Origin of the sequence: Parasphingopyxis marina, assembly GCF_014237875.1 — a bacterium.
Taxonomy (GTDB): domain Bacteria; phylum Pseudomonadota; class Alphaproteobacteria; order Sphingomonadales; family Sphingomonadaceae; genus Parasphingopyxis; species Parasphingopyxis marina.
The window spans coordinates 935205-958424 of record NZ_JACJVJ010000002.1; the positions used below are offsets into that span (position 1 = coordinate 935205).

Annotated in this window: 22 protein-coding genes; 11 read left to right on the plus strand and 11 right to left on the minus strand. The window is 63.5% G+C overall.

Annotation, left to right across the window (positions count from 1 at the left end):
- The first annotated feature begins 44 nt into the window (after positions 1 to 44).
- The 6 genes from H6P80_RS13360 to H6P80_RS13385 all read left to right on the plus strand — a co-directional run bounded on the left by H6P80_RS13360 (position 45) and on the right by H6P80_RS13385 (position 5020).
- Positions 45 to 911, plus strand: coding sequence for an amidohydrolase family protein (locus H6P80_RS13360; protein WP_185801850.1), 867 nt, complete (start codon positions 45 to 47; stop codon positions 909 to 911).
- Positions 908 to 1666 (plus strand): SDR family NAD(P)-dependent oxidoreductase, encoded by a 759-nt coding sequence (locus H6P80_RS13365; RefSeq protein ID WP_185801851.1) that lies wholly within the window; start codon positions 908 to 910, stop codon positions 1664 to 1666. Before H6P80_RS13360 ends, H6P80_RS13365 begins: the two co-directional genes overlap by 4 nt.
- Positions 1667 to 1687: 21 nt before the next feature.
- On the plus strand, positions 1688 to 2533 hold the full coding sequence (locus H6P80_RS13370; RefSeq protein ID WP_185801852.1) for a CmcJ/NvfI family oxidoreductase: 846 nt from the start codon (positions 1688 to 1690) through the stop codon (positions 2531 to 2533).
- Complete coding sequence (locus H6P80_RS13375; RefSeq protein WP_185801853.1) at positions 2533 to 3312, plus strand: glutathione S-transferase family protein; 780 nt, start codon at positions 2533 to 2535, stop codon at positions 3310 to 3312. Before H6P80_RS13370 ends, H6P80_RS13375 begins: the two co-directional genes overlap by 1 nt.
- Before the next feature lie 104 nt (positions 3313 to 3416).
- A complete protein-coding gene (locus H6P80_RS13380; RefSeq protein ID WP_185801854.1) occupies positions 3417 to 4286 on the plus strand; it encodes a bifunctional 5,10-methylenetetrahydrofolate dehydrogenase/5,10-methenyltetrahydrofolate cyclohydrolase in 870 nt (289 codons plus the stop codon).
- Positions 4283 to 5020 (plus strand): alpha/beta fold hydrolase, encoded by a 738-nt coding sequence (locus H6P80_RS13385; RefSeq protein WP_185801855.1) that lies wholly within the window; start codon positions 4283 to 4285, stop codon positions 5018 to 5020. Before H6P80_RS13380 ends, H6P80_RS13385 begins: the two co-directional genes overlap by 4 nt.
- 3 nt (positions 5021 to 5023) lie before the next feature.
- Here H6P80_RS13385 and H6P80_RS13390 read toward each other — a convergent pair whose 3' ends face one another.
- Genes H6P80_RS13390 through H6P80_RS13425 form a run of 8 tightly spaced genes read right to left on the minus strand, consistent with a single transcriptional unit; the run spans position 5024 to position 13091 of the window.
- Entirely contained in the window at positions 5024 to 6685 is a 1662-nt protein-coding gene (locus H6P80_RS13390) for a GMC family oxidoreductase (protein ID WP_185801856.1), read from the minus strand.
- Positions 6686 to 6710: 25 nt separating this feature from the next.
- A complete protein-coding gene (locus H6P80_RS13395; RefSeq protein WP_185801857.1) occupies positions 6711 to 7718 on the minus strand; it encodes an alcohol dehydrogenase catalytic domain-containing protein in 1008 nt (335 codons plus the stop codon).
- Positions 7719 to 7728: 10 nt separating this feature from the next.
- Positions 7729 to 8844, minus strand: coding sequence for an NAD(P)-dependent alcohol dehydrogenase (locus H6P80_RS13400; protein WP_185801858.1), 1116 nt, complete (start codon positions 8842 to 8844; stop codon positions 7729 to 7731).
- A 34-nt stretch (positions 8845 to 8878) separates the two neighbouring features.
- On the minus strand, positions 8879 to 10297 hold the full coding sequence (locus H6P80_RS13405) for an FAD-binding oxidoreductase (protein WP_185801859.1): 1419 nt from the start codon (positions 10295 to 10297) through the stop codon (positions 8879 to 8881).
- Between the two features lies 1 nt (position 10298).
- Positions 10299 to 10832, minus strand: a complete 534-nt coding sequence (locus tag H6P80_RS13410; RefSeq protein WP_185801860.1) for a 2,4'-dihydroxyacetophenone dioxygenase family protein — start codon at positions 10830 to 10832, stop codon at positions 10299 to 10301.
- 18 nt (positions 10833 to 10850) lie between these two features.
- Positions 10851 to 11249: a VOC family protein gene (locus tag H6P80_RS13415; protein WP_185801861.1), complete on the minus strand. Its 399-nt coding sequence runs from the start codon at positions 11247 to 11249 to the stop codon at positions 10851 to 10853.
- Positions 11239 to 12177, minus strand: coding sequence for an SDR family oxidoreductase (locus H6P80_RS13420; RefSeq protein WP_185801862.1), 939 nt, complete (start codon positions 12175 to 12177; stop codon positions 11239 to 11241). Before H6P80_RS13420 ends, H6P80_RS13415 begins: the two co-directional genes overlap by 11 nt.
- Positions 12174 to 13091, minus strand: coding sequence for an SDR family NAD(P)-dependent oxidoreductase (locus H6P80_RS13425; protein ID WP_185801863.1), 918 nt, complete (start codon positions 13089 to 13091; stop codon positions 12174 to 12176). The genes H6P80_RS13420 and H6P80_RS13425 overlap by 4 nt, the downstream gene beginning before the upstream one ends.
- 414 nt (positions 13092 to 13505) lie before the next feature.
- Between H6P80_RS13425 and H6P80_RS13430 the strand changes: the two genes are divergently transcribed.
- From H6P80_RS13430 to H6P80_RS13440, 3 genes are read left to right on the plus strand one after another with little or no spacing between them, the layout of a single operon-like run.
- Positions 13506 to 14939 (plus strand): NAD-dependent succinate-semialdehyde dehydrogenase, encoded by a 1434-nt coding sequence (locus H6P80_RS13430; protein WP_185801864.1) that lies wholly within the window; start codon positions 13506 to 13508, stop codon positions 14937 to 14939.
- Positions 14940 to 14956: 17 nt separating this feature from the next.
- Positions 14957 to 16006, plus strand: a complete 1050-nt coding sequence (locus H6P80_RS13435) for an amidohydrolase family protein (RefSeq protein WP_185801865.1) — start codon at positions 14957 to 14959, stop codon at positions 16004 to 16006.
- Complete coding sequence (locus H6P80_RS13440; protein WP_185801866.1) at positions 16003 to 17658, plus strand: MFS transporter; 1656 nt, start codon at positions 16003 to 16005, stop codon at positions 17656 to 17658. The genes H6P80_RS13435 and H6P80_RS13440 overlap by 4 nt, the downstream gene beginning before the upstream one ends.
- On the opposite strand, the gene H6P80_RS13445 is transcribed toward H6P80_RS13440, so the two are convergent.
- Positions 17655 to 18116 carry a DUF3237 domain-containing protein gene (locus tag H6P80_RS13445; RefSeq protein WP_235973883.1) on the minus strand — a complete coding sequence of 154 codons (462 nt, stop codon included), beginning with the start codon at positions 18114 to 18116 and terminating at the stop codon, positions 17655 to 17657. The two genes, H6P80_RS13440 and H6P80_RS13445, sit on opposite strands and share 4 nt — an antisense overlap.
- Positions 18117 to 18187: 71 nt before the next feature.
- Between H6P80_RS13445 and H6P80_RS13450 the strand changes: the two genes are divergently transcribed.
- Together H6P80_RS13450 and H6P80_RS13455 are read left to right on the plus strand one after the other, a co-directional pair.
- On the plus strand, positions 18188 to 19108 hold the full coding sequence (locus H6P80_RS13450; RefSeq protein ID WP_185801868.1) for an SDR family oxidoreductase: 921 nt from the start codon (positions 18188 to 18190) through the stop codon (positions 19106 to 19108).
- A 4-nt stretch (positions 19109 to 19112) separates the two neighbouring features.
- Positions 19113 to 20471 carry a spinster family MFS transporter gene (locus H6P80_RS13455; RefSeq protein ID WP_185801869.1) on the plus strand — a complete coding sequence of 453 codons (1359 nt, stop codon included), beginning with the start codon at positions 19113 to 19115 and terminating at the stop codon, positions 20469 to 20471.
- A 136-nt stretch (positions 20472 to 20607) separates the two neighbouring features.
- Here the strand turns inward: H6P80_RS13455 and H6P80_RS13460 are convergent, their stop codons facing one another.
- Both H6P80_RS13460 and H6P80_RS13465 read right to left on the minus strand, forming a co-directional pair.
- The gene (locus H6P80_RS13460; RefSeq protein WP_185801870.1) at positions 20608 to 22248 is read right to left on the minus strand and encodes an HAL/PAL/TAL family ammonia-lyase; all 1641 of its coding nucleotides are present in this window, start codon (positions 22246 to 22248) and stop codon (positions 20608 to 20610) included.
- An 89-nt stretch (positions 22249 to 22337) separates the two neighbouring features.
- Positions 22338 to 23198: an SDR family NAD(P)-dependent oxidoreductase gene (locus tag H6P80_RS13465; RefSeq protein WP_185801871.1), complete on the minus strand. Its 861-nt coding sequence runs from the start codon at positions 23196 to 23198 to the stop codon at positions 22338 to 22340.
- Positions 23199 to 23220: the final 22 nt, after the last annotated feature.

Consider the following 23220-nt stretch of genomic DNA (forward strand, 5'->3'; position numbering starts at 1 on the left):
ATACCGCCCCGGCCATCGTGCCGGGGCGATTTTCTGGAAGACCCATGGATATTTCCAAGCTCAAGGCGATCGACGTTCATGTCCACGCCGAAGTCTCGTGCCACGATCCGGAAGACCCGGTGATGGGCGAGTTTTTCGACGCGGCATCGGCCTATTTCAAGGCGCCGCGCGAACGGCCGAAAATGCCCGAGATCATCGAGCTGTATCGCGAAGAGCAGATCGCCTTTTGCATGTTCACCGTCGATGCAGAGACCGGCATGGGCGCGAAACGGGTGTCCAACTACGAGATCGCCGAATTGGCCGCCGACAATCTCGACATCATGATCCCTTTCGCCTCTATCGATCCGCACAAGGGCAAATATGGCGCCCGCGAAGCGCGGGACCTGGTCGAGAATTACGGCGTGAAAGGCTTTAAGTTCCACGGCATCGCGCAAAACGCGCACCCGGCGGATCGCATGGCCTATCCGATCTACGAAGTGATCAACGAATATAAATTGCCCGTGATCTTCCACACCGGCCATTCGGGCATGGGCACGGGAATGCGCGGCGGCGGCGGCATGCGCCTGAAATATGGCCGGCCGATGCTGATCGACGATGTCGCGGTCGATTTTCCCGACATGAAAATCATCCTCGCCCATCCCAGCTGGCCCTGGGTGGACGAGAGCCTGTCGATGGCGCTCCACAAGGAGAATGTCTTCATCGACCTGTCCGGCTGGAGCCCCAAATATTTCATGCCTCAGATTATCCAGTACGCGAACACGCAGTTGAAGCATAAGATGATGTTCGGCAGCGATTTCCCGCTCATCCATCCGATGAAATGGCTGAAGGCCGCGCAGGAAGTGGGCTTCAAGGAAGAGGTGCTGCCGCTGATCATGAAGGACAACGCGGCGCGCGTTCTGGGCCTTTCATGAGCGATTCTTCCCGGTTCGAAGGCAAGCATATAGCTGTTACCGGCGCCTCCAGCGGCATCGGGCTCGTCACCGCTCAGATGCTCGCCAGCCGCGGCGCGAGGGTTTCGATGTTCGCCCGGCGCAAGGACGTGCTCGACGAAGAGGTCGCCGGTATCGGCGATCACGCTGCCGGCTTTGCCGCCGACGTCGGTGACAAGAACCAGCTCGAGGGGGCGCTCGATGCCGCCGCTAGTCATTTCGGGCCCATCGAAGCCCTGTTCGCCAATGCCGGGCTGACGGGCGGCTTCACGCCGGCTGTCGAGTTCCCGGCCGACGCCTTCGAGGAAACGATCCGGGTTAATCTGATCAGCGTTTTCTGGGCGATCCAGAAGGTGCTGCCGCCAATGATCGCGGCGAAAAGGGGCGCGATCCTCGTCACCGGCAGCATGGGATCGAAGCGTGGCATGGCGATGAACCCGGCCTATGTCGCTTCCAAACACGGCGTGCTGGGCCTCACCCGCGCGATCGCGGTGGAAATGGCCCCGCATAATGTGCGCGCCAACTGCATCATTCCCGGTTTCATTCGTACCGAGGCGCTCGACCGCATCCCCCCTGAACAGAAGGGCAAGATCGACGCGCGCATTCCGCAGGGGCGGATGGGGTCGCCGGAAGAGCTGGCCGAGGTCGCGGCCTTCCTGCTGTCGGACGCTGCCAGCCACGTCACCGGGCAAGACTGGGCGGTCGATGGCGGCGTGCTCGAATCCCTGGAAGTCTGAAGCCAATACGGGAGAGGAAGTATGGCAACGGCGGTTGAGAAGACGCGAACGATCGAAGCGGACGTCAACTATGTCGCGGCGATGGATTCCATGCCCTATTTCTACGCCAAGGATCATGAGCGCGACAATCTCGATCTCGAAACCCATCGCGTGTCCATCATCGATACGCGCGATGCCGAAGACCGGCCGCAGATCGAACGCGATGGCTTCGAACTGGTCGATCATGAAAGCGCCGTCGGCGATTTCAACGATCCCGAGGAAGTGGCCGAAACCTACACCGCCGAGATCGAAAAACTGATCCGCGAAAAAATGGGTGCCGATCACGTCGTCGTCACCAAAGGCGGCGTGCTGCGCTTTTCTCAGAAAACGCCGCGCCCCGATCTCGTCAATTCGATGCCCGCGGGCTTTGCCCATATCGATTATTCGCGCGCCAGTTTCGACGAGTTCGCCGTCCGGCATCTGGCCGATCACCCGGACAAGGACGCCCTGCTTGCCGGGGGCTATGCCGCCTATAATATCTGGCGCGTCCTCTCGCCGCCGCCGCAGGACATGCCGCTCACCGTCTGCGCCGCGCCGTCCATGGCCGATAGCGACCGACTGGAAGGCGAAGCGCGGATCGACGGACCGGGTATGACCGAGGCCGACGAAATCCGGTTTGGCTCCTCGCTGATCAAGGCGAACCCCGAACATCGCTGGTACTGGTTCAGCAACATGACGCCCGGCGAAGCTTTGCTGTTCAAGGCCTTCGACAGCGACCTCGATCGCGTTCAGGGCTGCCCGCATACGGCCTTCGAAAATCCCGATCCCGACGCCAATCCGCGCGCTTCCATCGAAACGCGCGCCTATGTCTATTGGAAAGCCCGCTAATGACCCTGAAATATTACCATGCGGAGCCGCTGGCGAATTCGCTGAAATCGATGATTCCTCTCAAGGAAAAGGGGCTCGAATATGAGTCCCACTATGTCGATCTGCACCAGTTCGAGCAGCATTCGGATTGGTTCGTCGCGATCAACCCCGAGGGCCAGGTGCCGGTGCTCGATCATGACGGGACGATCATCACCCACACGACCGTCATCAACGAATATCTCGAAGACGCTTTCCCCAATGACCAGCCGGAATCAGGGCCGCTGCGCCCGCGCGATCCGGTGGGCGCGGCGCGGATGCGCTACTGGAACAAGTTTGTCGACGAGCAGGTGATGAACTTCGTCTCTATGCATGGCTGGCACCGGCTGATCCGGGTCGTCACCCAATCGATCGAGGACGACAAGTTCGAGGAACTGATGAGCCACATCCCCCTGCCCGACCAGCAGAAGAAATGGCGCACGGCGCGATCGGGCTTTTCCGAGGCCGATCTTGCCAACGCCACCGAGAAGATCGTGTACGCGCTCGACAAGATCGAGGCGCATCTGGACGACACTGCCTATCTTGCCGGCGACGCCTATACGCTCGCGGATATCAACTTCTATTCGCATTGCGGGTTGATGGTGAACCGCATGTTCCCGGACCTGGGTGTCGATGAGAAATATCCCAATCTCGTGCGCTGGCGCGAGACGATTTCCGACCGGCCTGCCGTGCAGGAAGCGCTCAAAGCCGAGGACCGCACGAAACCGGGCTTGCGTACCTGGAGCGGAGACGGCAGGGAATAATTGTAAGCAACTATGCATAGTTTGCCGTAAAGCCGGTGCCGCCGATTCGCGCGACCGGCTGAAGCCGTCGCCAATTTCCGCGCCGGCCTGTGGAGAGGTAAGACATGACTGCGCAGATCATCGACGGGCGCGCGCTGGCTCGTAAGGTACTCGAAGACGTGGGCAAGGGCGCCGCGCAACTGGCCCGCAGACCGGGTCTTGCCGTGATAATCGCCGGCGACGACCCGGCGAGCCATGTCTATGTCCGCAACAAGGTTCGCCGCGCGGAGGAACTCGGCTTTCTCACCGAAACGATCCAGTTGCCCGACGATATCGACGAGGGTGCAGTTCTCGACGAGGTCGCCACGCTCAATGCGCGCGACGAGATCGACGGCATTCTCGTCCAGCTTCCGCTCCCCGAACATGTGAACACGCTGCGGGTTATGGCGGCGGTCGATCCGGCCAAGGATGTCGACGGGTTGCATGCACTCAACGCCGGGCGGCTGACCCAGGGCAGCGGCGGGCTCATCCCCTGTACGCCCTCGGGCTGCATGAAGTTGATCCAGTCGATCATTCCGGACCTTACCGGCTTTCACGCCGTGGTCATCGGGTCATCGAATATCGTCGGCAAGCCGATGGCTGCGTTGCTGCTCGAGGCCAAGGCGACGGTTACCCAAACGCATATCCATACGCGCGACACGCGTTTCATCGCTCGCGGCGCGGACATATTGATCAGCGCGGTCGGCAGGCCTGGCCTCGTCCGGGGCGACTGGATCAAGCCCCGCGCCATCGTCATCGATGTCGGCACGACCCGCGTGCCCAAGGTCGAGGGCGGATACCGCATTGTCGGCGATGTCGATTTCGAGGAAGCGCGCGATGTCGCGGGCGCGATCACGCCGGTTCCCGGCGGGGTCGGCCCCATGACCATCGCCTGCCTGATGGAAAATACGCTCAACGCCGCGCTCGTGCGGCAGGGAGAGCTTGTTTCCGCATGAGCACATTCGTCCTGATCCATGGCGCCTGGCATGGCGGCTGGTGCTACGACCAGTTGCGCCCGCTGCTCGAGGCCGAAGGCCATGCGGTAATCGCGCCGGACCTTCCCGGCATGGGCGGTACCGACGAGGAATTGGCCGCGGTCACCCTGCAGGGCTGGGCCGAGTTCGTCGCCGATCTGTGCCGCAACGCGCCGCAAAAGCCGGTCATCCTGGCCGGCCATAGCCGCGCGGGCGTCGTTATCGGCCCGGCCGCGGAGCTTGCGCCTGAAGCTATCGATGCGCTTGTCTATATTTGCGCGATGCTCGTGCCGCGGGGCCTGTCGCGCGCCGAATTCCGCGAACAGCAGGTGAGCAACCCGGATTTCATGGCGATCCGCCTGCCCCATCCTTCCGGCAAGGCGACGGTAATCGACGGGCCCAATGCGATCCCCGTCTTCGCCCAGCTCTCACCGCGCGACCTTGCCGAGGCGGCGGTCGAGCGGCTCGTCGCCGAACCCAACGCGCCGACCGAGACGAAGCAGGAGCTCAGCGACGAGCGGTTCGGTTCGGTGCCGCGCCACTATATCGAATGCGTCCATGATCGTACGATCCCGATCGAAGACCAGCGCACGATGCACGAATTGACGCCCTGCAAGACCGTGACGACGCTGGAGGCCGACCATAGCCCGTTCCTCTCGACGCCCGAAGAGCTCGCAGCAGCTCTGCTCAAGATCGCCGCCAACCCTGAAGGTTAGGCGCTAGGCCGCCGCCACCTGTTTCGCGTCGGCAAGGATCATGTCGGCGCCCTTTTCGCCGATCATCATGGTTGCCGCATTGGTGTTGCCCGAGACGATCTTGGGCATCACCGAGGCGTCGATCACGCGCAGGCCCTCCACGCCGCGCACGCGCAGCCGCGCATCGACGACCGCCTTCTCGTCATGGCCCATCCGGCAGGTGCCGACCGGGTGATAAAGCGTACCGCCGGCAAGCTGCGCATAGGCGAACATCTCCTCATCGGTCGCGCCGAAGGGATCGGGTTCGGCCAGATATTGCGCGATCGCCGGCTGCTGCCAGATGTTCCGGGTCATCTTGAGCTGGGTAACCGCCATATCGCGGTCGATCGGATCGGAGAGATAGTTGGGTGTAATCTTCGGATAGACGGTACCGTCCGGCGATTTGGCATGGATATGCCCACGCGATTCCGGGCGTAGCTGGCAAGGGTTGGACGCGAGCCCTGGTAGCTTTTCGAGCTGCAATGCCTGAGTCGTATTCAGCACCTCGAGGTCCATGCTGGCCGCCATCACATGGATCTGGACGTCCGGCACTTCGAGCCCTTCGCGCGATTTGGCGAAGGCGGTGCCGTGGGCGACCGCATAGCTGAGCAGCCCTTTCCGCGTGAGGCCGTATTTGGCGATTTCCTTCACCAACGAAAAGCCGCTCGCCAGGTCGTTGACTGAAGGCGTCCCGGGTTTCAGCCGCGCCTGGCAGCCGATCATATAATGGTCCTGCAGATTTTCGCCGACGCCCGAAAGTTCATGGACGACCGGGACGCCAAGCTCCTGCAGCACCGCGCCCTGCCCGACGCCCGACACCTCGAGCAGCTTGGGGCTTTCTACCGACCCCGCCGCGAGGATCACCTCACGCCGCGCACGAACCGTCCGTTTTGTGCCGTTCTGGACGAACTCGACGCCAATCGCGCGCTTGCCCTCGAACAGGATTCGCGTCGTCATCGCCCGGGTTTCGACGGTCAGGTTGGAACGGTGCATGACCGGATGGAGATAGGCGACCGCCGCCGAACAGCGCTTGCCCTTCTTCCAGGTAAGCTGAAACCAGGTCACGCCTTCCTGCTCGCCGGTGTTGATATCGTCGCGATAGGGGATACCCGCTTCGACACAGGCGTCGATGAGCGCCTTGGAGATCGGGTGCTTTCCGGGGAAATCGGCGACGTTGAGCCCACCGCCCGTGGCATGGCAATCGTTCGCCCCGCGCTCCTGATTTTCCTCCTTCAGGAAATAGGGCAGCACATCGTCATAGGACCAGCCCTCGCAACCCATCTGCCGCCAGCCGTCATAATCCGCCGATTGCCCGCGAATATAGAGCAGTCCGTTGATCGAGGAGGAACCGCCCAGGACCTTGCCCTTGGGCCATTTATGCGGCCGCCCGCCCGAACCCTCGTCGACCTCTGTCTCGTAGAGCCAGTTGACCTTGGGATCGTTCAAGGTTTTGCCGAAACCGATCGGCGTATGAACCATCATGTTGGACCAGAACTGGCCGAGCCCGCCCTTGCTCGGCCGGTCGTCGGCGCCGGCTTCCAGCAACACCACCTGGTTTTCCGGATTCGCGGACAGCCGGTTGGCGAGCACGCAGCCCGCGCTCCCCGCGCCCACGATTACATAATCGGCGACCTGTTCTTCAGCCATTTATATCCTCTCCTCAGCCGCCCGATCATTCGCCGGGCTTTATCAATACCTTGCAGTCATGCGTCCGCTGTTTCAGCGCCTCGAAGCGCATGGGCACATCGCCCAGCGCAATGGTGTCGGTCACGAGCGTGCGCGGTTCCGCAGCGCCCTTTTCCAACACGTCGAGCGAGGCCTGATATTCCTGCACCGTGAAGAAGGCCGACGTCTGGATGCGGACCTCCTTCGAAAGCGCGGTGAACGGCACGAAGCTGTCGGGCTTGGTGCAGAGGCCGAGCACGAGCACCGTGCCCTTGACCCGCACCTGATCGACCGCCTGCGCGATCAGCCCCGGAACGCCCACGCATTCGAAAACGATATCGGCCTTGCCGCCCAGCGCGCGTTCGGCGGCGCCGACCGGATCGTGCTTGTCGACGATGAAGCGCGACGCGCCCATCTCCATCGCGCGGCTCTCTTGCCAGTCGGCGATGTCCTGCACCACGACCTCTCCGGCACCGAAATGCCGCGCCCAGAAGGCAGTGGCGAGACCGATCGGCCCCGCGCCGAGCACGAGCACCTTGTCGCCCCTTTGCAGCCCCGAAAGGTTCACGCCGTGCAGCGCCACGGCGACGGGCTCGATGATCGCGCCATCGGAGAGGCTCAGTCCGTCCGGCAGCTTCACGCATTGATGTTCCATCGTCGCCGCGAACTCGGCATAGCCGCCGCCCTGCAACATCATCTGGCTGCACCAGGCGGGTTCGCCCGCCTTGCAGCTCTCGCACTGCCCGCAGCCGCGGATCGGGATGACCGAGACGAGATCGCCGGGCTTCAGCGCCGACACACCCGATGCCGCTTCGACCACTTCACCGGCAAATTCGTGGCCGAGAATATCGCCCGCGCTCACGCCGAAAGCCTCGTCCTCCGTCATATGCAGGTCCGACCCGCAAATGCCGCAGCGGCCAACCTTGAGCACCACCTGCCCGGCCTCGGGCGCCGGATCGTCGACGGCCTCGACCGCGAGCGGCTTGTGCAGCCCCTGCATGACGGCGGCTTTCATCATCGCGCTCCTATTCCGGCATCTTCAACACGGGCTTGACGACCTCGCCGCTTTCGCCCGCATGAAAAGCCTCGTTGATCTCGTCGAACGGAAACACGCGGATCAGGCCTTCATAGGGGAAGCGCCCGGCGACATGATGCTCGATTAGCTCTTCGAGAAAGCCCTGGATATTCGAATCCCCGCCAAGAATGCCGATGACCCTCTTGCCGCCCCCCATCAGCGCGGATTCATTGAGCGCAAGCATGTCGGTCGGCGGCGAGGCACCGACCAGGCCGAGTATGCCCTTGGGCGCGACCAGGCCGAAGGCGTCCTCGATCACCGATTTGAGCCCGGTCGTATCGAAGGCATAGGCGAGGCCCTGCGGGCAAAGCTCGGCAATCTTCGCGATAGGATCGCCCTTCGCGTTGAAGACATGGGTCGCGCCGCGTTCGCGCGCCAACTCAAGACGCGCGTCGTGGACATCGACGGCGATGATCGGATCGGCGCCGGCGATCTTCGCGGCCATGATTGCGCCAAGGCCGACCGCGCCGGTGCCGAACACCGCGATCGGCATGCCCTTGCGGACTGCCATGCTGCGGAGGACGGCCCCTGCCCCCGTCATCAACCCGCAGCCGAGCGGCGCAAGTTGCTCCAGCGGAATATCGGCGGCACTGGTCGGAACCTTCACGACATTGCGTTCATGGGCCAGCGCGCGGGTCGCGAAAGAGGACTGGCCGAAGAAATTGGCCTGCACCGGTGCCTCGCCGATATGCACTGTATGGCTGCCATCGGCGCGCAAGCCGGAAAAATTGTTCGGCCCGAAATTGTAGCAATAGGTTGGCGCGTCGGTGTCGCAGTTGGGACAATCGCCGCAGCTGTTGAAGCTGATGATCACGCGGTCGCCGGGTTTCACATGGGTCACGCCCTCGCCGACCTGCTCCACCGTTCCCGCGCCTTCATGGCCGAGGATGATCGGCTTCGGGATCGGGATATGATCGTCGCGCACCGCCATATCGGTGTGGCATATGCCGCAGGCGGCAATCCGCACGACCAGTTCGCCCGCGCGCGGCTCGTCTAAAGTCACTTCCTCGATCGTGAAGGGCGTATCGGGCGAGCGGCAGATCGCGGCGTTCGCGGAAATTCCCATGGTCGTGTTTCTCCTGCTTTCAGATCGGGCTTTTTCAGATCACCTTACCGGGATTGAGTATGCCAGTCGGATCGAGCGCGACCTTCAGGCGGCGCATCAGCGCGATCTCTTCAGGCCCGCGCGAATGGTGGAGGAATTCCTTCTTCACCGTGCCGATGCCGTGCTCGGCGGAGATCGATCCGCCCCACTCGCCGGTCGCCGAATAGACGACATCGTCGATCGCATGGACCGGCATCGGATCCTCGTCGAGATGAACCGACAAATGCAGGTTGGAATCCGCGATATGGCCAAAGAAAACGAGCCCCGCCTCGGGCCAGCGCTCCAGCAACCGCCCGCGCAACAGATCAACGAAATCGCCGATCTTCCCTGCCGGCAGGCTGACGTCGAAGCTGATTTGCGGCCAGAACACCTTGGGGAATTCGCCGGGACAATCGCGTATCGACCAGATGTCGCCGCGCTGCTGTTCGGACTGGGCGATCACAGCATCCTCGGCGATCCCCTTTTCAAGAATATCGGCCAGCGTCTGCTCGAACGCCGCCTGGTCGCGCTCGGCATCGGTGCCCAGCGTCTCGACCAGCACATAAACCCCAGCGCCGTGCGGTAGCGGCGGCTGGCGATCCAGCGCGGTCGTGCCGAGATGGTAGAAATCGGGCCACATAACCTCGAACGCGGCAAGTGTGCCGCCAAATGCCGCTTTCACTTCCTGCATCAGCGCCAGCGCCGAAGCATAGTCTTTTACCGCGACCAGCCCGGTCGAAACGCTGCGCGCCTCGGGGAACAGCCGCAGTACGACGCGGGTGACGATGCCCAGCGTACCTTCGGTGCCGATGAAGAGCTGCTTCAGATCGTAGCCGGCATTGTTCTTGAGCATCGTGTTCATCGAGCTCACGACCGTGCCGTCAGCCAGCACCGCTTCGAGCCCGAGCACCAGTTCACGCATCATCCCATAACGCAGCACCCGGTTGCCGCCGGCATTGGTCGAAACATTGCCGCCGATCTGCGCCGTGCCCCGCCCGCCAAGATCGAGCGGGAAGAACATGCCGGCTTCGGCCGCCGCCTCCTGCACCGCCTGGAGCACGACACCGGCTTCGACCGTGATCGTCGCGCCGGCCGGATCGATCTCCTCGATCTTGCGCATCCGTTCGAGCGACAAGAGCAGCGCGGGGACGTTGGGTACGGCCCCGCCCGCCAGTCCCGTCATCCCGCCCTGCGGCGTCACCGGGACGCCTTCTTCACAGCAGATGGCAAGTATCTGCGAGACCTGCTCGGTCGATCGCGGATAGGCGATGCCAGCAATTTCAAGACCTTCGGGCATGGTATTGATGAAGTCGTGCGAATGGCGTGCGATATCCGCCTCGCCCGGCCCATGGACGATATCCGCGCCGAGCTCCCTCTGGAGCCGCGCCACGGCCTCGGCGAAAGGCGCGGGCGATATGGTTGTCTGCGTCGCCATGCTAGAGATAGAGCTGCTTGTTGATTTCGAGCCCATGCTCTTCGCAATAGGTCTCATAGTGGTTCATGAACCACCAGACATCGAGGGTTTCGACGAACTTGCCGTCCTCATCGTAAAACTCGTTGGCGCCCTGCATCCAGAACAGCGCCTTCATGCCGTTCGGATCGTCGGTGACGAGCGTGTGTGCGGTGCCCGGCGTCTCGGTGATGAACTCGCCCGGCTTGCAGACCCAGTCATATTCAAGATAGCGGAACGTGCCTTCGAGCCCGATCGCCCAGACCGGGCCGCGATGCTTGTGCGTGCCAATCACGCCCGGGCCCTTGATCCAGAGAATGTTGCAATAAACGTTCTGACGCACGTCGAAGGCGAGATGGCGGATCGCGGCGTTGTCGCCAAACGGCACCCAGGGGCTCTCGTCTTCGGAGGCACCGACATAAGTGCCTTCAATGCCGGCGCGCTTGATGAGATGGCCATAGGGCTCCTCGACATCGACGATCTCGTATTTGGTGCTGGAAGGTGCGGTGAGTGTGGCCATGGTTGCTCTCCCGGTTGGCTATTCTGCGAAGAAGTTGAGTTCGAGGAGGACGCCGTTGGGGTCCTCGGTAAAGATCTGCCTCAGGTTGATCGCCTCGACGAGATTGACCTGATAGCCGGCGCCGCGCGCATCGAGTTTTGCGATCATCCGATCATAGCCCCGGCAGCGCAGCGCGATGTGATGGATCGATCCGGTCGGCCCCGGCGCGACTTCCCGGTCATAGGCGCGGATGCAATCGAGGCTGTTGATATGGAGGATCGCGCGGCCTTCCTTGTCGAACATCCATTGCGCGGTGGTCGGCGTCAGCGGCGGCGGCCCGTCGCGGCGGTCCAGGTCGAGCAGCTCGGCGTAGAAGTTCGCCGTCCCGTCGAGATCGCCGGTGATGATGTTTACATGATCGAGCGCTTCAACCTGCATCGCTTCCTCCTCGGCCGACGTCTTTCGCCTTTCGGCGCGTTTCGGCGAAACTGTCGCGGCGCATCTTTTCGAACGCGACGCGCTGATCATAACCGCTATCTTCCGGATAGTCGCGATAGTCCCCGATGATCTCGTCCATCAGTTCGCGCAGCTCCTCCTTGTGGTCCGGGTGCGTGAAGATGTTGGCGCGGTTCTCGGCGATGCCGTCGAGGATGCGCGCGGCGATCACATCGGGCTCCATGCCGAATTCGTGGAGACCCGCCAGCCGCTCGACCGCCTCCTTGTCGACCGCCTTCATCGCGCCTTTCAGCCCATCGGGGCGGATATCGTCGCTGGCGTAGATATAGCTCTTCACCAGCCCCGGATGCACGACCGAAACGCCGATGCCATAATCGCACATCGAATGGCGCAGCGAATAGCTGAGGCCCCGGACGGCGAATTTCGCGGTGTTGTAGATGCCCGGCGCGCCGCCGGCGATAAAGCTCGCCATGCTGGCGGTGTTGGTGATGTGCCCGCCCTTCACCTCGCCCGAAAGGGCGCGGTCCTTCATGCGCGGCGCGAAGGTCTGCACGCCGTTGATGACCCCGTGGAGATTGACGCCGAGCACCCAGTCCCAATCGTCATAGGAGGAATCCTCGATCGTCTGGAACAGGTTGATGCCGGCATTGTTGAAGAGCAGGCTGACCGGACCGAACTCGGCTTCCACCGTGTCCGCGGCGTCGGCATAGCCTTCGCGGTCCATGACGTTGAGCTGCACGCCCATCACCTCGCGATTGTCGAGGCTGGAGAGCGCCTTTTCGATCGCGTCCTCGCGGATATCGGCGATCGCGACCTTCGCGCCCGCTTCGAGTAGCGCACGGACAAGGCCGATGCCGACGCCATTGGCGCCGCCGGTCACGAAAGCCGTGCGGCCTGCAATATCGATCATTGGGGTTCTCCCGCATTGAGCCTCGACTGGCGCTCCACTTCGGCGGCGTGAATCGGATTGCGGAACAGCATCGCGAAGGTCGCCTTATATTCCTCATTCTCCGGCAGGTCGGGCACCGCCGCGACCATCGCCGCCGCGCGATCCTCTATGCCCGGGCGGAACTCGCTATGGGTGAGGATATAGAGCTCGTCGGCAAGGATGCCGCGCAGCACGCGCTGCCCGACTTCTTCCTTGGTCTGGAACAGGTGCGACATATCTCCCGCCTGCTGGCGGCGCTTGTCGGCCTGGCCATAGCCGGTATCCGACAGATCGGCCGGGCGCGTTTCCTGCGATTTCTGGATATTGGTCGCGACCGCGCCGGGGCAAAAGGCCGAGCAGATGATGCCGCGCCCTTCCAGTTCGCCGCGCATCGATTCCATCATGCTGACGACCGCGCCCTTGGTGGTGACATATATCGTGGCGCCGGGATGCGGCATGACACCGGACATCGAAGCGGTTGAAACGATATGCCCGCCCTCGCCATGCGCCACCATGCGCGGCAGGACCGTGACGATGCCGTTGATCACGCCGCCGAGATTGACGTTCATCAGCCAGTCCCAGTCCGCATAGGTCGCCAGCTCGGTCGGCCCGACCACGCCGACCCCGGCATTGTTGACGAGGATATGGATATTGCCGAACCGCGCCTGCGCTTCGTCGGCCGCTTTCGCATAGGCGTCCCGGTCGGTGATATCGAGCTTCAGCGCCAGCACCCTATCGGGCGAGCCCAGCTCTTCGCCGGCTTCGGCGAGATGATCGTCGCGGATATCGGCGATGACGACATTCATGCCCGCGCCGAGCAGCGCCTTGGCGATGCCGAGCCCGATGCCGCTGGCGCCGCCGGTCACGAACGCGGTTTTTCCCTCGATATTCTGCACGCTTCTACTCCTCGTCGTCCGGGTTGCCGTCATGCGCGGCAGGGAGAAGAAGGGGCGATCGGCCAGACGCGCTACCCAATACGGGCCGCGCTTCCAGGCGCACCATTCCATGAATCGCCGCTCGGCTGTCGGTGGCGATCGCCATCATCCTCTCCAACGGTTCGCCCTCCGCTGTTGCCGCGGTTAGGCACAATATCCTGCCTCCGATTCGGCAGATTGCTATGTATTGCATACAAACTCGACATTCGCACGCAACAAACATATATGGATTTCTCAATGATCGGGCCAACATCCGGCCTGTAACAAGACGAATGGCAAGGCCGGCAGGCCGGCGCGCACGGACAGGCCATCGCGGCCCCGCACGCGCCGTGTTAGGGACCGGCCAGACTGTTGGGGAAGGCCGAAAGGACAAGCATGACCGATTATCCCGATTCTCTCTACATGGTGATCGACGGCGAACGCGTAACAGGCGGCGGCCGCGACACGTTCGATGTCGTCAATCCGGCAACCGGCGAGAAGATCGGCGACCTGCCGCTCGCTACCGAATCCGATCTCGATCGCGCCCTCGATACGGCGCAAAAGGGCTTCAAGATCTGGCGCGACACCCCGGCCGCGGAGCGCGCGAGAGTTCTGCAGGGTGCAGCGCGGCTGATGACCGAGCGCGCCGACGATATCGCCCGGGTCGCGACGATGGAGGAGGGCAAGCCCTTCGCCGAAGCGCGTATCGAGGTGATGATGAATGTCGGCCTGTTCAATTTTTACGCCGGCGAATGCCAGCGCATCTATGGCCGCACATTGGTCCGCCCCACGGGGATGCGCTCGACGGTCGTCAAGGAGCCGGTCGGCCCGGTCGCGGCGTTCAGCCCATGGAACTTCCCGATCGGCAATCCCGGCCGCAAGCTCGGCGCGCCGATCGCGGCGGGCTGTTCGGTGATCATGAAATCCGCCGAAGAGACCCCGGCCTCCGCGCTGATGGTGATCCAGTCGCTCTACGACGCCGGCTTGCCCAAGGAAGTGGCCCAGGCCGTGTTCGGCGTGCCGGACATGGTTTCCCGGCACCTGCTGGGCTCCCCGATCATCCGCAAATTGAGCTTCACCGGTTCGACCGTGGTCGGCAAGCATCTGATGCAGCTCGCGGCCGAAGACATGAAGCGCACGACGATGGAATTGGGCGGCCATGGGCCGGTGCTGGTGTTCGACGATGTCGATGTCGACAGGGTGCTCGATACGATGGTGCCGCACAAATACCGGAATTGCGGCCAGGTCTGCGTTTCGCCGACCCGCTTCATCGTCCAGGAAAATATCTACGAGAAGTTCCGCACCGGCTTTGCCGAGCGTGCGGAGACGATCCAGGTCGGCGACGGCATGGCGGACGGGACCCAGATGGGCCCGATGGCCAATCCGCGCCGCCCCGACGCGATGGACCGGATGATCGGCGACGCGAAGGACAAGGGCGCGACCTTGCACACCGGCGGCGAGCGCATCGGCAACAAGGGCTATTTCTATGCGCCCACCGTGCTGTCCGATATCCCGCTCGAGGCCGAGATCATGAACGAGGAGCCGTTCGGCCCCGTCGCGCTGATCAACCCGTTCAAGGGCGAGGAAGACATGATCGCCGAAGCGAACCGCCTTCCCTACGGCCTCGCGGCCTATGCCTGGACCGCCGATTCGGCGCGCCAGAAGCGGATCGCCCGCGAAATCGAAAGCGGCATGGTCGGCATCAATTCGACGATGATCGGCGGCGCGGATTCGCCGTTCGGCGGCGTCAAATGGTCGGGCCATGGCGCGGAAGACGGGCCCGAAGGCCTCGAAGCCTGTCTCGTCACAAAGGCCGTGCACGAAGCCTAGAAAAAAGCGGAGAAGACATGACCCACGAACTCAAGACCGGGGGCGATCGCGGCTATCTGCGTATCGCCACCGAGGAAGCCTTCGCTACCCAGGAGCAGATCGACGGTTTCCTGCGCCTCGTGCGCGAGGGCAAGGCCGACAAGGGCACGGTATCGCTCTGGGGCTTCTATGCCACATCCCCTTCGGAACGCGCCCAGGCGATCATGTCGGGCCTGCTCGATCTCGACGAGCAGCGTATCCGTCACATGGACGAGACCGGCATCGACATCGCCATCCTCTCGCTCACCGCGCCGGGGGTCCAGGTGTTCGAGGCGGAAGAGGCCAAGGGCATCGTTTCGCGCGCCAACGACTATCTGAAGGACGCCGTCGACCGGCACCCCGAACGCTATGTCGGCATGACCTCGATCGCGCCGCAGGATCCCGAATGGTCGGCCCGCGAAATCGCGCGCGGCAAGGATCTCGGCTTCAGGGGCGTGATGGTCAACAGCCATACCAAGGGCGAATATTTGGACGATCCCAAATTCGATCCGATCATCCGCGCCTGCGCCGAGGCGGACCAGCCGCTCTATATCCACCCGCAATCGCCGCCCGATGCGATGATCGACCCGTTCCTCGAAGCGGGCCTCGACGGCGCGGTTTTCGGCTTCGGCGTCGAAGTCGGCCTGCACCTGTTGCGGCTGATCACCATCGGCGTGTTCGACCGCTATCCGAACCTGCAGATCATCGTCGGCCATGGCGGCGAGGCGCTGCCCTACTGGCTCTACCGGCTCGATTACATGCATCAGGCCGGCGTCAAATCGGGCCGCTACGAGCGGATGAAGCCGCTGAAAAAGACGATCACGGAATATATGCAGCAGAATGTCTGCATCACCACGAGCGGCATGGCCTGGGAGCCGCCGATCAAATATTCGCTCGACGTGCTCGGCGAGGACCGGGTGATGTACGCGATGGACTATCCCTATGAATTCGTCGCCGACGAGGTCCGCGCGCACGATCTGCTCGACATTCCGCTCGAAACCAAGAAGAAGCTGATGCAGACCAACGCGGAGAGGGTCTTCAAGCTTTGAACACGCCAGCGGCAGAGACCGGGAAAAATCCCTATCTGAAAGCCTCGGGGGAACTCGGCAGCCGCACCGCTATCTATGCGATGATCCTCATCGTGCTGATGCAGGCCATGTCGATGGTCGATCGCCAGATCCTCGCCATCCTGCTGCCGCGCATCAAGGCCGACCTGCAGGTCGGCGACACCGAGATGGGCCTGCTCTACGGCACGGTTTTCGCGCTGTTCTACGCGATTTTCTCCCTGCCCCTGGGCCGTCTGGCCGATGGCTGGGTGCGCACCAAGCAATTGGGGCTGTCGCTCGCCGCCTGGTCGTTCGCGACCGCGCTGGCGGGCTTCGCCAACGGGTTCGGCCTGCTCGCGGCATCGCGGCTCGGCGTCGGTATCGGCGAAGCCAGCGCGCAGCCCGCAGGGCTCTCACTCCTCTCCGATGCTTTCCCGAAACGGTGGCGCGGCAGGATCGGCGCGGCTTTCGCGGTCGCCGTCTCGATCGGCCTCGGCGCGGCGCTGGTTATCGGCGGCTCGATCGCCGACTGGTGGGACGCCGCCTATCCCGGCCGCGTCGGCGCGCCGCTGGCGCTTGCCGGCTGGCAGGCCGCCTTTATCGGCGCGGCGCTTCCCGGGCTCGTTCTCGCGGTACTGATCTGGCGGCTCCCGGAGCCGATCCGCGGCGTCGCCGACGGCGTCATCGCCAAACCCGATCCCGCCCCCTTCAAGGCCAGCGGCCATGTTCTCGCATCGATCCTGCCGATCGGAGTGTGGATCAGCTTCCTGCGGACCCGCGCGGGCCCGAAAAACTGGGCGATCAATATCGGCGGCCTCGCCCTGATCGTGATCGGCGTGATGCTGTTGACCGCCTGGACCGATTCCCTGCGCGATGTGAACCCGATCGCGATTCCCATCGGCGGCGGGGGCCTTACCGGCAACGCCGTGCAATGGGTCGTCTCGGGATTCGGCGCCTATGTCCTGCTCAACTGGTTCCAGACGCTGCGGATCAGCGACCGTCCCGCCTTCGCAACGATCGGCGGCAATCCGGCCCTGCTCGTCGTCGTCCTGGTCGCCTCGCTGCAGACCGTGATCAACTATGGCATCATGGGATTCACGCCCGCCTATCTGATCAACGAATTCGATCTTACCGCGACCCAGGTCGGCCTGGTCTTCGGCCCGTTCATCACGATCCTGGGCATTGCCGGGCCGCTGATCGCCGGGCCGGTTTCGGACTGGGCGGAAAGCCGGACCAAGGCCGGGCGGCTGATGGTGACCTTCCTGTCCCTCACCATTTCTCCGGTTTTTGCGATCTACACCTATACGACTGAATCCCTGTTCGGATTTTATGCCGGCTTTACCGTGTACAGCTTGACGCTCACCATGTGGCTGCCGTCCATCTATGCCAGCCTGCTGGAACTGGTGCTGCCGCGGATGCGCGGGATGGTGATCAGCTTCTACATCCTGTCGATGACGATCATCGGCCTCGGCCTCGGTCCGTATTCGGTGGGCCTGATCAGCGATCTCAATGGCGGCGACCTGGGCCAGGCGATCCTGTCGCTCTACTGGCTGGCCGCGCCGATCGCGCTGCTTTCGGGCTATGCCGTGCTGCGCTACCGGAAAGACGAGCCCAGGGTATTGGACCGCGCCCGGGCTGCCGGAGAACCGGTCTAGGTCACCCGCCAGACCCACAGCTTGATGCCGTTCCTGAAACGCGCGCCGGCGCAGACGAAGATCGACTTGTTGAGCCAGTCATATTTGCCGGTCGGCGCGATGAATTCGGGCACGGTGCGGAAATAATATTCGGCCGGATCGACCTCCTCGCCGCTCATCATCCGTTCCAGCACTTCGGGCGGGCCGTGGCGCAGGCCGCGGTTGCGGATCTGGATGACGACATCGTCGTCGGTCTTGATCGCGTAGATCGCATCGGCAACCGTAACGCCGTCATGGCGGGTCAACTGCCAGTCGGCGCCGCCGCCGAACAATCGGCCCTTGATCTTCGGCCCTTCGACCGGCCCTTCATAGATCGGGATCATCCGCCGCGTGCCGTCCGGCGTCTCGCCGATCGGCACGGGATCGCCGAGCTCCCCGCCCGCTTCATAGACAAATTCCAGCCCCGGCTCGATCCGCATCATCCTCTCCCGCTTTGCTTGTCGGTAACGATAACAATGTTTAGCGTGCGCGCCGAGAGGATGGAATTGGCATGAGCGAATATCAGGGGCGCAACGCGCTCGTTACGGGCGGCGTCAGCGGACTCGGCTTCGGGATCTGCAAGGCCTTTGCCGGCGCCGGGATGAACTGCATCATCGGCTATCGCAACGAGGAGCATCGCGAGGAAACGGCGCGCTGGTTCGCAGATAACGGCCATGCCGAGCCGCTGTTCGTAAAGCTCGACGTCGCGGACCGCGACAATTGGGCGGAGGTTCGCGATCGCATCGCGGCCGAACGCGGCAACCTCCATATTCTTTGCAACAATGCCGGGGTCAGCGTCTTCGGCCCGATGGAAGAGGCGACCTATGACGATTGGGACTGGATCATGGGCGTCAATTTCGGCGGCATCGTTAACAGCCTCGTGACGATGCTCCCCGGCATGAAGGCCCATGGCGAACCCGGCCATGTCGTCAATGTCGCGTCGATGGCCGCGCATCTCGCCGGGCCGCAGGCGGGCATCTACACGGCAAGCAAGTTCGCGGTGCGCGGGCTGACCGAATCGCTGCGCTACAATCTCGCGCCGACCAACCTCAAAACCTCGATCATGTGCCCCGGGCTCATCGCGTCGAATGCGTGGAATGCCGGGCTGAACCGTCCCGAACAGTATAAGGAAAGCGGGCTCGGCACCGACAGCTATGAGGTGCTCGCGCCGCTGAAGGATGCCTTTGCGAACGGCATGAGCATCGAGGAAGCCGGGCAGCGGCTGCTCGCGGGCATGCAGCGCGGCGATTTCTGGATTTTCAGCCATGGCGAATACACGCAGGATTTCGACGAGATCCATGACGAGCTGATCGCCGCCTTGCCCAAGGAGGATTTCCCGGCCGAGCGGCTGAAAGTCGAGGAAGACCGCCGCCGCGCCAACAAGCTGGCGCTGACGCAGAAGACCGGTATCGACCAGATGGTCGGCGAATAGGCAGGTGAGCGCCGCTTCCCCGACCGCCGCAGCCAAGCCCCCGCCGCTCGCACCCGGCACGATCTGGACGATCGCGCTGCTGACGGCGATCTACACCTTCGCCTTTATCGACCGGCAGATCCTCGCCGCGCTCGCCGAACCGATCCGGCAGGATCTCGGCCTTTCCGACACGCAGATCGGCCTGCTCGGCGGGCTCGCCTTTGCTTTCCTCAACGCCTTTGCCAGTCTGCCGCTCGCCCGCTTCGCCGAGCATCGGGGACGGACCGGGATCATCGCCGTCGGCATCACGGCATGGTCGGTAATGACGATGCTGTGCGGCGCGGCGGTCAGCTATTGGCATCTGCTGCTCGCGCGTATGGGCGTCGGCGTCGGCGAAGCCGTACAGCCCGCGATGATCGCGCTGATCGCGGACAAGGTGCCCGCCGCGCGGCGGGCTTCGATGCTCGCCATCTACAATCTCTCCATTCCCATGGGCGCCTTTGCCGGGGCCGCGGGCGGCGGCCTGATTGCCTCACTGCTCGACTGGCGCTGGGCCTTCGTGATCGCGGGCGCGCCCGGGCTCCTTCTCGCCCTTCTCTTCCGGCTCACGGTGCGCGATGTGGAACAGACGCACAGCGCCGCCGACGTCCCCTCCACCCTCGACGTCGCCAAGCACCTGCTCGGCAAAAAGAGCTTCATCCACGGCATTGGCGGGATCATGATCGCGACCTTCTGCGTCTTCGCGATCATGTTCTTCCTGCCGGCCTGGCTCGTCCGCAAGCACGGTTTCGATTTTGCCCAGGCCGGGCTGACCCTCGGCCTGCTGTCCAGCGTCCCTGCGATGCTGTCGATGCTCGCCGGTGGCTTCATGGCGGACCGGCTGGGGCGGCGGGACCTGCGCTGGTATGTTTGGCTGCCGGCGATACCGCTCGCCCTGTGCGTCCCGCTCTATCTGTTCGCCCTGCCGCAGGCGGACTGGCAGCTGGCGCTGATTGCCCTCATCCTGATCGCCTTTCTCCAATATACGCAAACGCCGCTGCTCACCGCGATCACCCAGAATATGGTCGGGAACCGGATGCGCGCGACCGCCTCGGCGCTGGTCGGGATCGTCGTCAATCTCTTCTCGGCGGGCCTGGGGCCCTGGTTCATGGGACGGCTCAGCGATATCCTTACCGCCCGCGCCTATGGCGGAAACTTCGCGGCCGATTGCCTGGTCGATGCGCCATCGGCGGCCTGCGCCGCCGCCTCGGCGGACGGATTGACCCAGGCGATGATGGCTATCGCCTGCCTGTTCCTCTGGGCGATCTTCCACCTGCTGCTGGCCTCGCGCTGGATTCGAGACGAACTCAACGAGGATCCCACCCGCCCGCCGTTGCGCAATTAAATTGCCCAAACTTCACGAACTTCCCACTCAGCCTTGTGTGAGGGGCGCTTCCCTTTCGAGAGGGGGCTCCGCCTAAGATCCGCCAACGCCAAACGCGATCATGACCGGCTGTCTGCTCGACGGCAAATAGGATCGGCTAGCCGCGCCGGATGGCCGTCCGCACTTCGCCCAGCGCCGAAAGAATCGGGCCCCCGGCACCCATCGCCGCGATCACGCCTTCGATCTTGGGTTGGATGAATTCGTCGAAATCGTCCCAATGGACCGGCTGGTCGGCGCGGGGCGCCTCTTTCGCCGCAGTACGCGCGGCCTCGTAGAGCTTTGCCGTGCCCGGCGAGAGCATCTCGCGCGCGTCGTAGCTATCGGCCGCCAGCTTGGCGCGCAGCTCCACCGCCTGCACCGCCGAAAACAAAGCGACGGCGAGGAAGTGTTCGAACGCGTCGAGGCTCTCGCGCGCCAGATTGGCCGCGTTCATCGCCTGGCTGTTGACGTTCTGGTTGAACTGTTCGGCATGGGTCGGGAAGCGGTCGACGATCGGCTGGCCGAGATGGAGGAGCAGCGGCATCAGCGAACTCGTCGTCACCTGCAGCGATTTCAGCCCGATATTGATCGGGTTGTCGCTGTTGCCGACCAGCGAGGGCGCAAGGCCATAATTGAATTCGGGCGTAACGAGGATCGCCAGCTGCGCATCGAGATGCTTGGCCATCATGCCGATATGAAAGCGCAGCTGGTCCATCGCGATGCCCGTGTATTGGGCGAGGAAATTGCCGGTATGGAAGATCTCGCCCGTATCGGGGTCGATCAGCGGATTGTCGTTGGCGCAGCTCGCCTCGATTTCAACCTGCCCGGCGGCGACGCGCAGCGCGTCGATGCAGGGGCCGAGGAACTGCGGCAAACAGCGCAAGGAATAGCGGTCCTGGATCAGCTTGCCCTTGCGGTGGCCGCGCTTGCCCGCCGCCTCGTCGCGGATCAGCGCCGAACCGCGGGTGAGCCCGTCCATCGCCCCGGCCACCCAGACCTGCCCTGCGTGCGGCTTCATCGCGTGGATGAAGGGCGCATAGCTCTGGTTGGTCGCGAGCAGCGCCTGGGCGCACAGCGCCTGCACGCCCAAGGTAAGCGCGGCGAGATCGAGCCCCCGGTCCATCGCGTTCGACGCGATGCCGGTGCAGGCGCCGGTGCCGTTGTTGAGCGCCAGTCCTTCCTTGGGCAGCAGTTCGAGCGGCTCATAGCCGAGCTTCGCCAGCACATCGGTGCAGGCCATTTCCGCGCCCTCGAAATCGACCATGAAGGCCGGATCGAGCCCGATCACAGACGCGCCGATATAGGTAAGCGGCACGAGATCGCCCGACGCACCGATCGATCCGCGCTGGAAAACATGCGGCACGGCGTCCGCGTTGAGAAAGGTCGCATAGCGCTCGATAATCTCGAAGCGCACGCCCGACACGCCCTTCATCAAGGAATTGGCGCGCAGCGCCATCGCCGCGCGAACGTCTTCATGCGCGACGCGCGGGCCGGTGGTGCTCTTGTGCTGCCAGAGCGCGATCTTCTGAACATCGGCCAGTAGCTCGGGCACGACATAGCGATCGGCCATCCCGCCGAAGAGGGTCGAAACGCCGTAAATCTCCTCGCCGCGTTCGATGGCGTCGGCCACGGCCTGTCGGGATGCCTCGATCCGGGAACGCACGGCCTCGTCGTCGCTCAGGGATACCTGCGCGCCGCGCGCGATGGCGGCGATGTCCTCGATGGAAAGATCGCCGCCCGATATTTCGATGATGCTCATATGGTAGAGGCTACCTACTGGAGTGCGGCAAAGCCAACCGCGATTTCAAAATGCCCTGCCCATCAAGGAGAAGGGGATTTCCGTTTTCGCTATTCCTCAGCCCATTCCAGCGGCTTCACCCCGCCCAGCGCCATGCCGCCATCGATCATCACATGGCTGCCGATCATGTAGCTGCCGGCGTCGGACGCAAGGAGCAAAGCGAGCGGCTTGATCTGATAGGTTTCGGCGACCGAGCCGGCGGGCATCAACGCATCCCAGGCCTTTTTCGCCGCCGGATCCTTTTTCAGCCAGCCACCGCCGATATTGGTGACGAACGGGCCGGGCGCGATCGCGTTCACCCGGATGCCGAAGGCGGCAAGCTCGAACGCGGCATGGCGCACGAGGTGCCGGACGCCGGCCTTGGCGGGCATATAGGGCAAGCCGACGATTGCCTCGTTGACGATCGCCGCGTTGGACGAAGTCGCAATGATGCTGCCGCCGCGGCGGCCGCTATTGGCCTCGTTCTGCTTCATCACCCGCGCGGCTTCGCGGATCGTGCGGAAGATGCCCGACAGGTTGACGTTGATCGAGTTTTCCCAGCGCTCCATGTCGTACACGTCGATCTGGCCCTTGGGGTTGCGCTTGCCCTCGGGCGTCCAGAAGCCCTCGCCGGCATCATAGCCGGCATTGGCGAAGGCGATATCGCAGCTGCCATAAGCTTCGACATGGCTGTCGAAAGCCGCCGCCACCTCGTCGATGTTGCGGACGTCGGCCTTCACCGCGCGCGCCTCGGCGCCCTCGCCCCGCAACCGCTCGGCCTCGCGCTCGGCGCCCTCCTCGTCGATATCGACGAGCGTCACCTTCGCCCCCGCCTCGGCCAGGGTTTCGGCATAGGCAAGGCCGATGCCCGAGGCCGCGCCGGTGACAATCCCCGACCGTCCGGCGATATCGAACTGGTCCAGCGTTTTCATATCATCCTCTCCCAACTCTTTG

Bases quoted from the DNA above. Each gene is read 5' to 3' on its own strand.
- H6P80_RS13405 (WP_185801859.1), bottom strand. From the start codon at position 10,297: ATGGCGACGCAGACAACCATATCGCCCGCGCCTTTCGCCGAGGCCGTG.
- H6P80_RS13380 (WP_185801854.1), top strand. From the start codon at position 3,417: ATGACTGCGCAGATCATCGACGGGCGCGCGCTGGCTCGTAAGGTACTC.
- H6P80_RS13430 (WP_185801864.1), top strand. From the start codon at position 13,506: ATGACCGATTATCCCGATTCTCTCTACATGGTGATCGACGGCGAACGC.
- H6P80_RS13465 (WP_185801871.1), bottom strand. From the start codon at position 23,198: ATGAAAACGCTGGACCAGTTCGATATCGCCGGACGGTCGGGGATTGTC.
- H6P80_RS13450 (WP_185801868.1), top strand. From the start codon at position 18,188: ATGAGCGAATATCAGGGGCGCAACGCGCTCGTTACGGGCGGCGTCAGC.
- H6P80_RS13400 (WP_185801858.1), bottom strand. From the start codon at position 8,844: ATGGGAATTTCCGCGAACGCCGCGATCTGCCGCTCGCCCGATACGCCC.
- H6P80_RS13420 (WP_185801862.1), bottom strand. From the start codon at position 12,177: ATGATCGATATTGCAGGCCGCACGGCTTTCGTGACCGGCGGCGCCAAT.
- H6P80_RS13410 (WP_185801860.1), bottom strand. From the start codon at position 10,832: ATGGCCACACTCACCGCACCTTCCAGCACCAAATACGAGATCGTCGAT.
- H6P80_RS13435 (WP_185801865.1), top strand. From the start codon at position 14,957: ATGACCCACGAACTCAAGACCGGGGGCGATCGCGGCTATCTGCGTATC.
- H6P80_RS13385 (WP_185801855.1), top strand. From the start codon at position 4,283: ATGAGCACATTCGTCCTGATCCATGGCGCCTGGCATGGCGGCTGGTGC.
- H6P80_RS13370 (WP_185801852.1), top strand. From the start codon at position 1,688: ATGGCAACGGCGGTTGAGAAGACGCGAACGATCGAAGCGGACGTCAAC.
- H6P80_RS13415 (WP_185801861.1), bottom strand. From the start codon at position 11,249: ATGCAGGTTGAAGCGCTCGATCATGTAAACATCATCACCGGCGATCTC.
- H6P80_RS13390 (WP_185801856.1), bottom strand. From the start codon at position 6,685: ATGGCTGAAGAACAGGTCGCCGATTATGTAATCGTGGGCGCGGGGAGC.
- H6P80_RS13375 (WP_185801853.1), top strand. From the start codon at position 2,533: ATGACCCTGAAATATTACCATGCGGAGCCGCTGGCGAATTCGCTGAAA.
- H6P80_RS13395 (WP_185801857.1), bottom strand. From the start codon at position 7,718: ATGAAAGCCGCCGTCATGCAGGGGCTGCACAAGCCGCTCGCGGTCGAG.
- H6P80_RS13360 (WP_185801850.1), top strand. From the start codon at position 45: ATGGATATTTCCAAGCTCAAGGCGATCGACGTTCATGTCCACGCCGAA.
- H6P80_RS13460 (WP_185801870.1), bottom strand. From the start codon at position 22,248: ATGAGCATCATCGAAATATCGGGCGGCGATCTTTCCATCGAGGACATC.
- H6P80_RS13445 (WP_235973883.1), bottom strand. From the start codon at position 18,116: ATGCGGATCGAGCCGGGGCTGGAATTTGTCTATGAAGCGGGCGGGGAG.
- H6P80_RS13365 (WP_185801851.1), top strand. From the start codon at position 908: ATGAGCGATTCTTCCCGGTTCGAAGGCAAGCATATAGCTGTTACCGGC.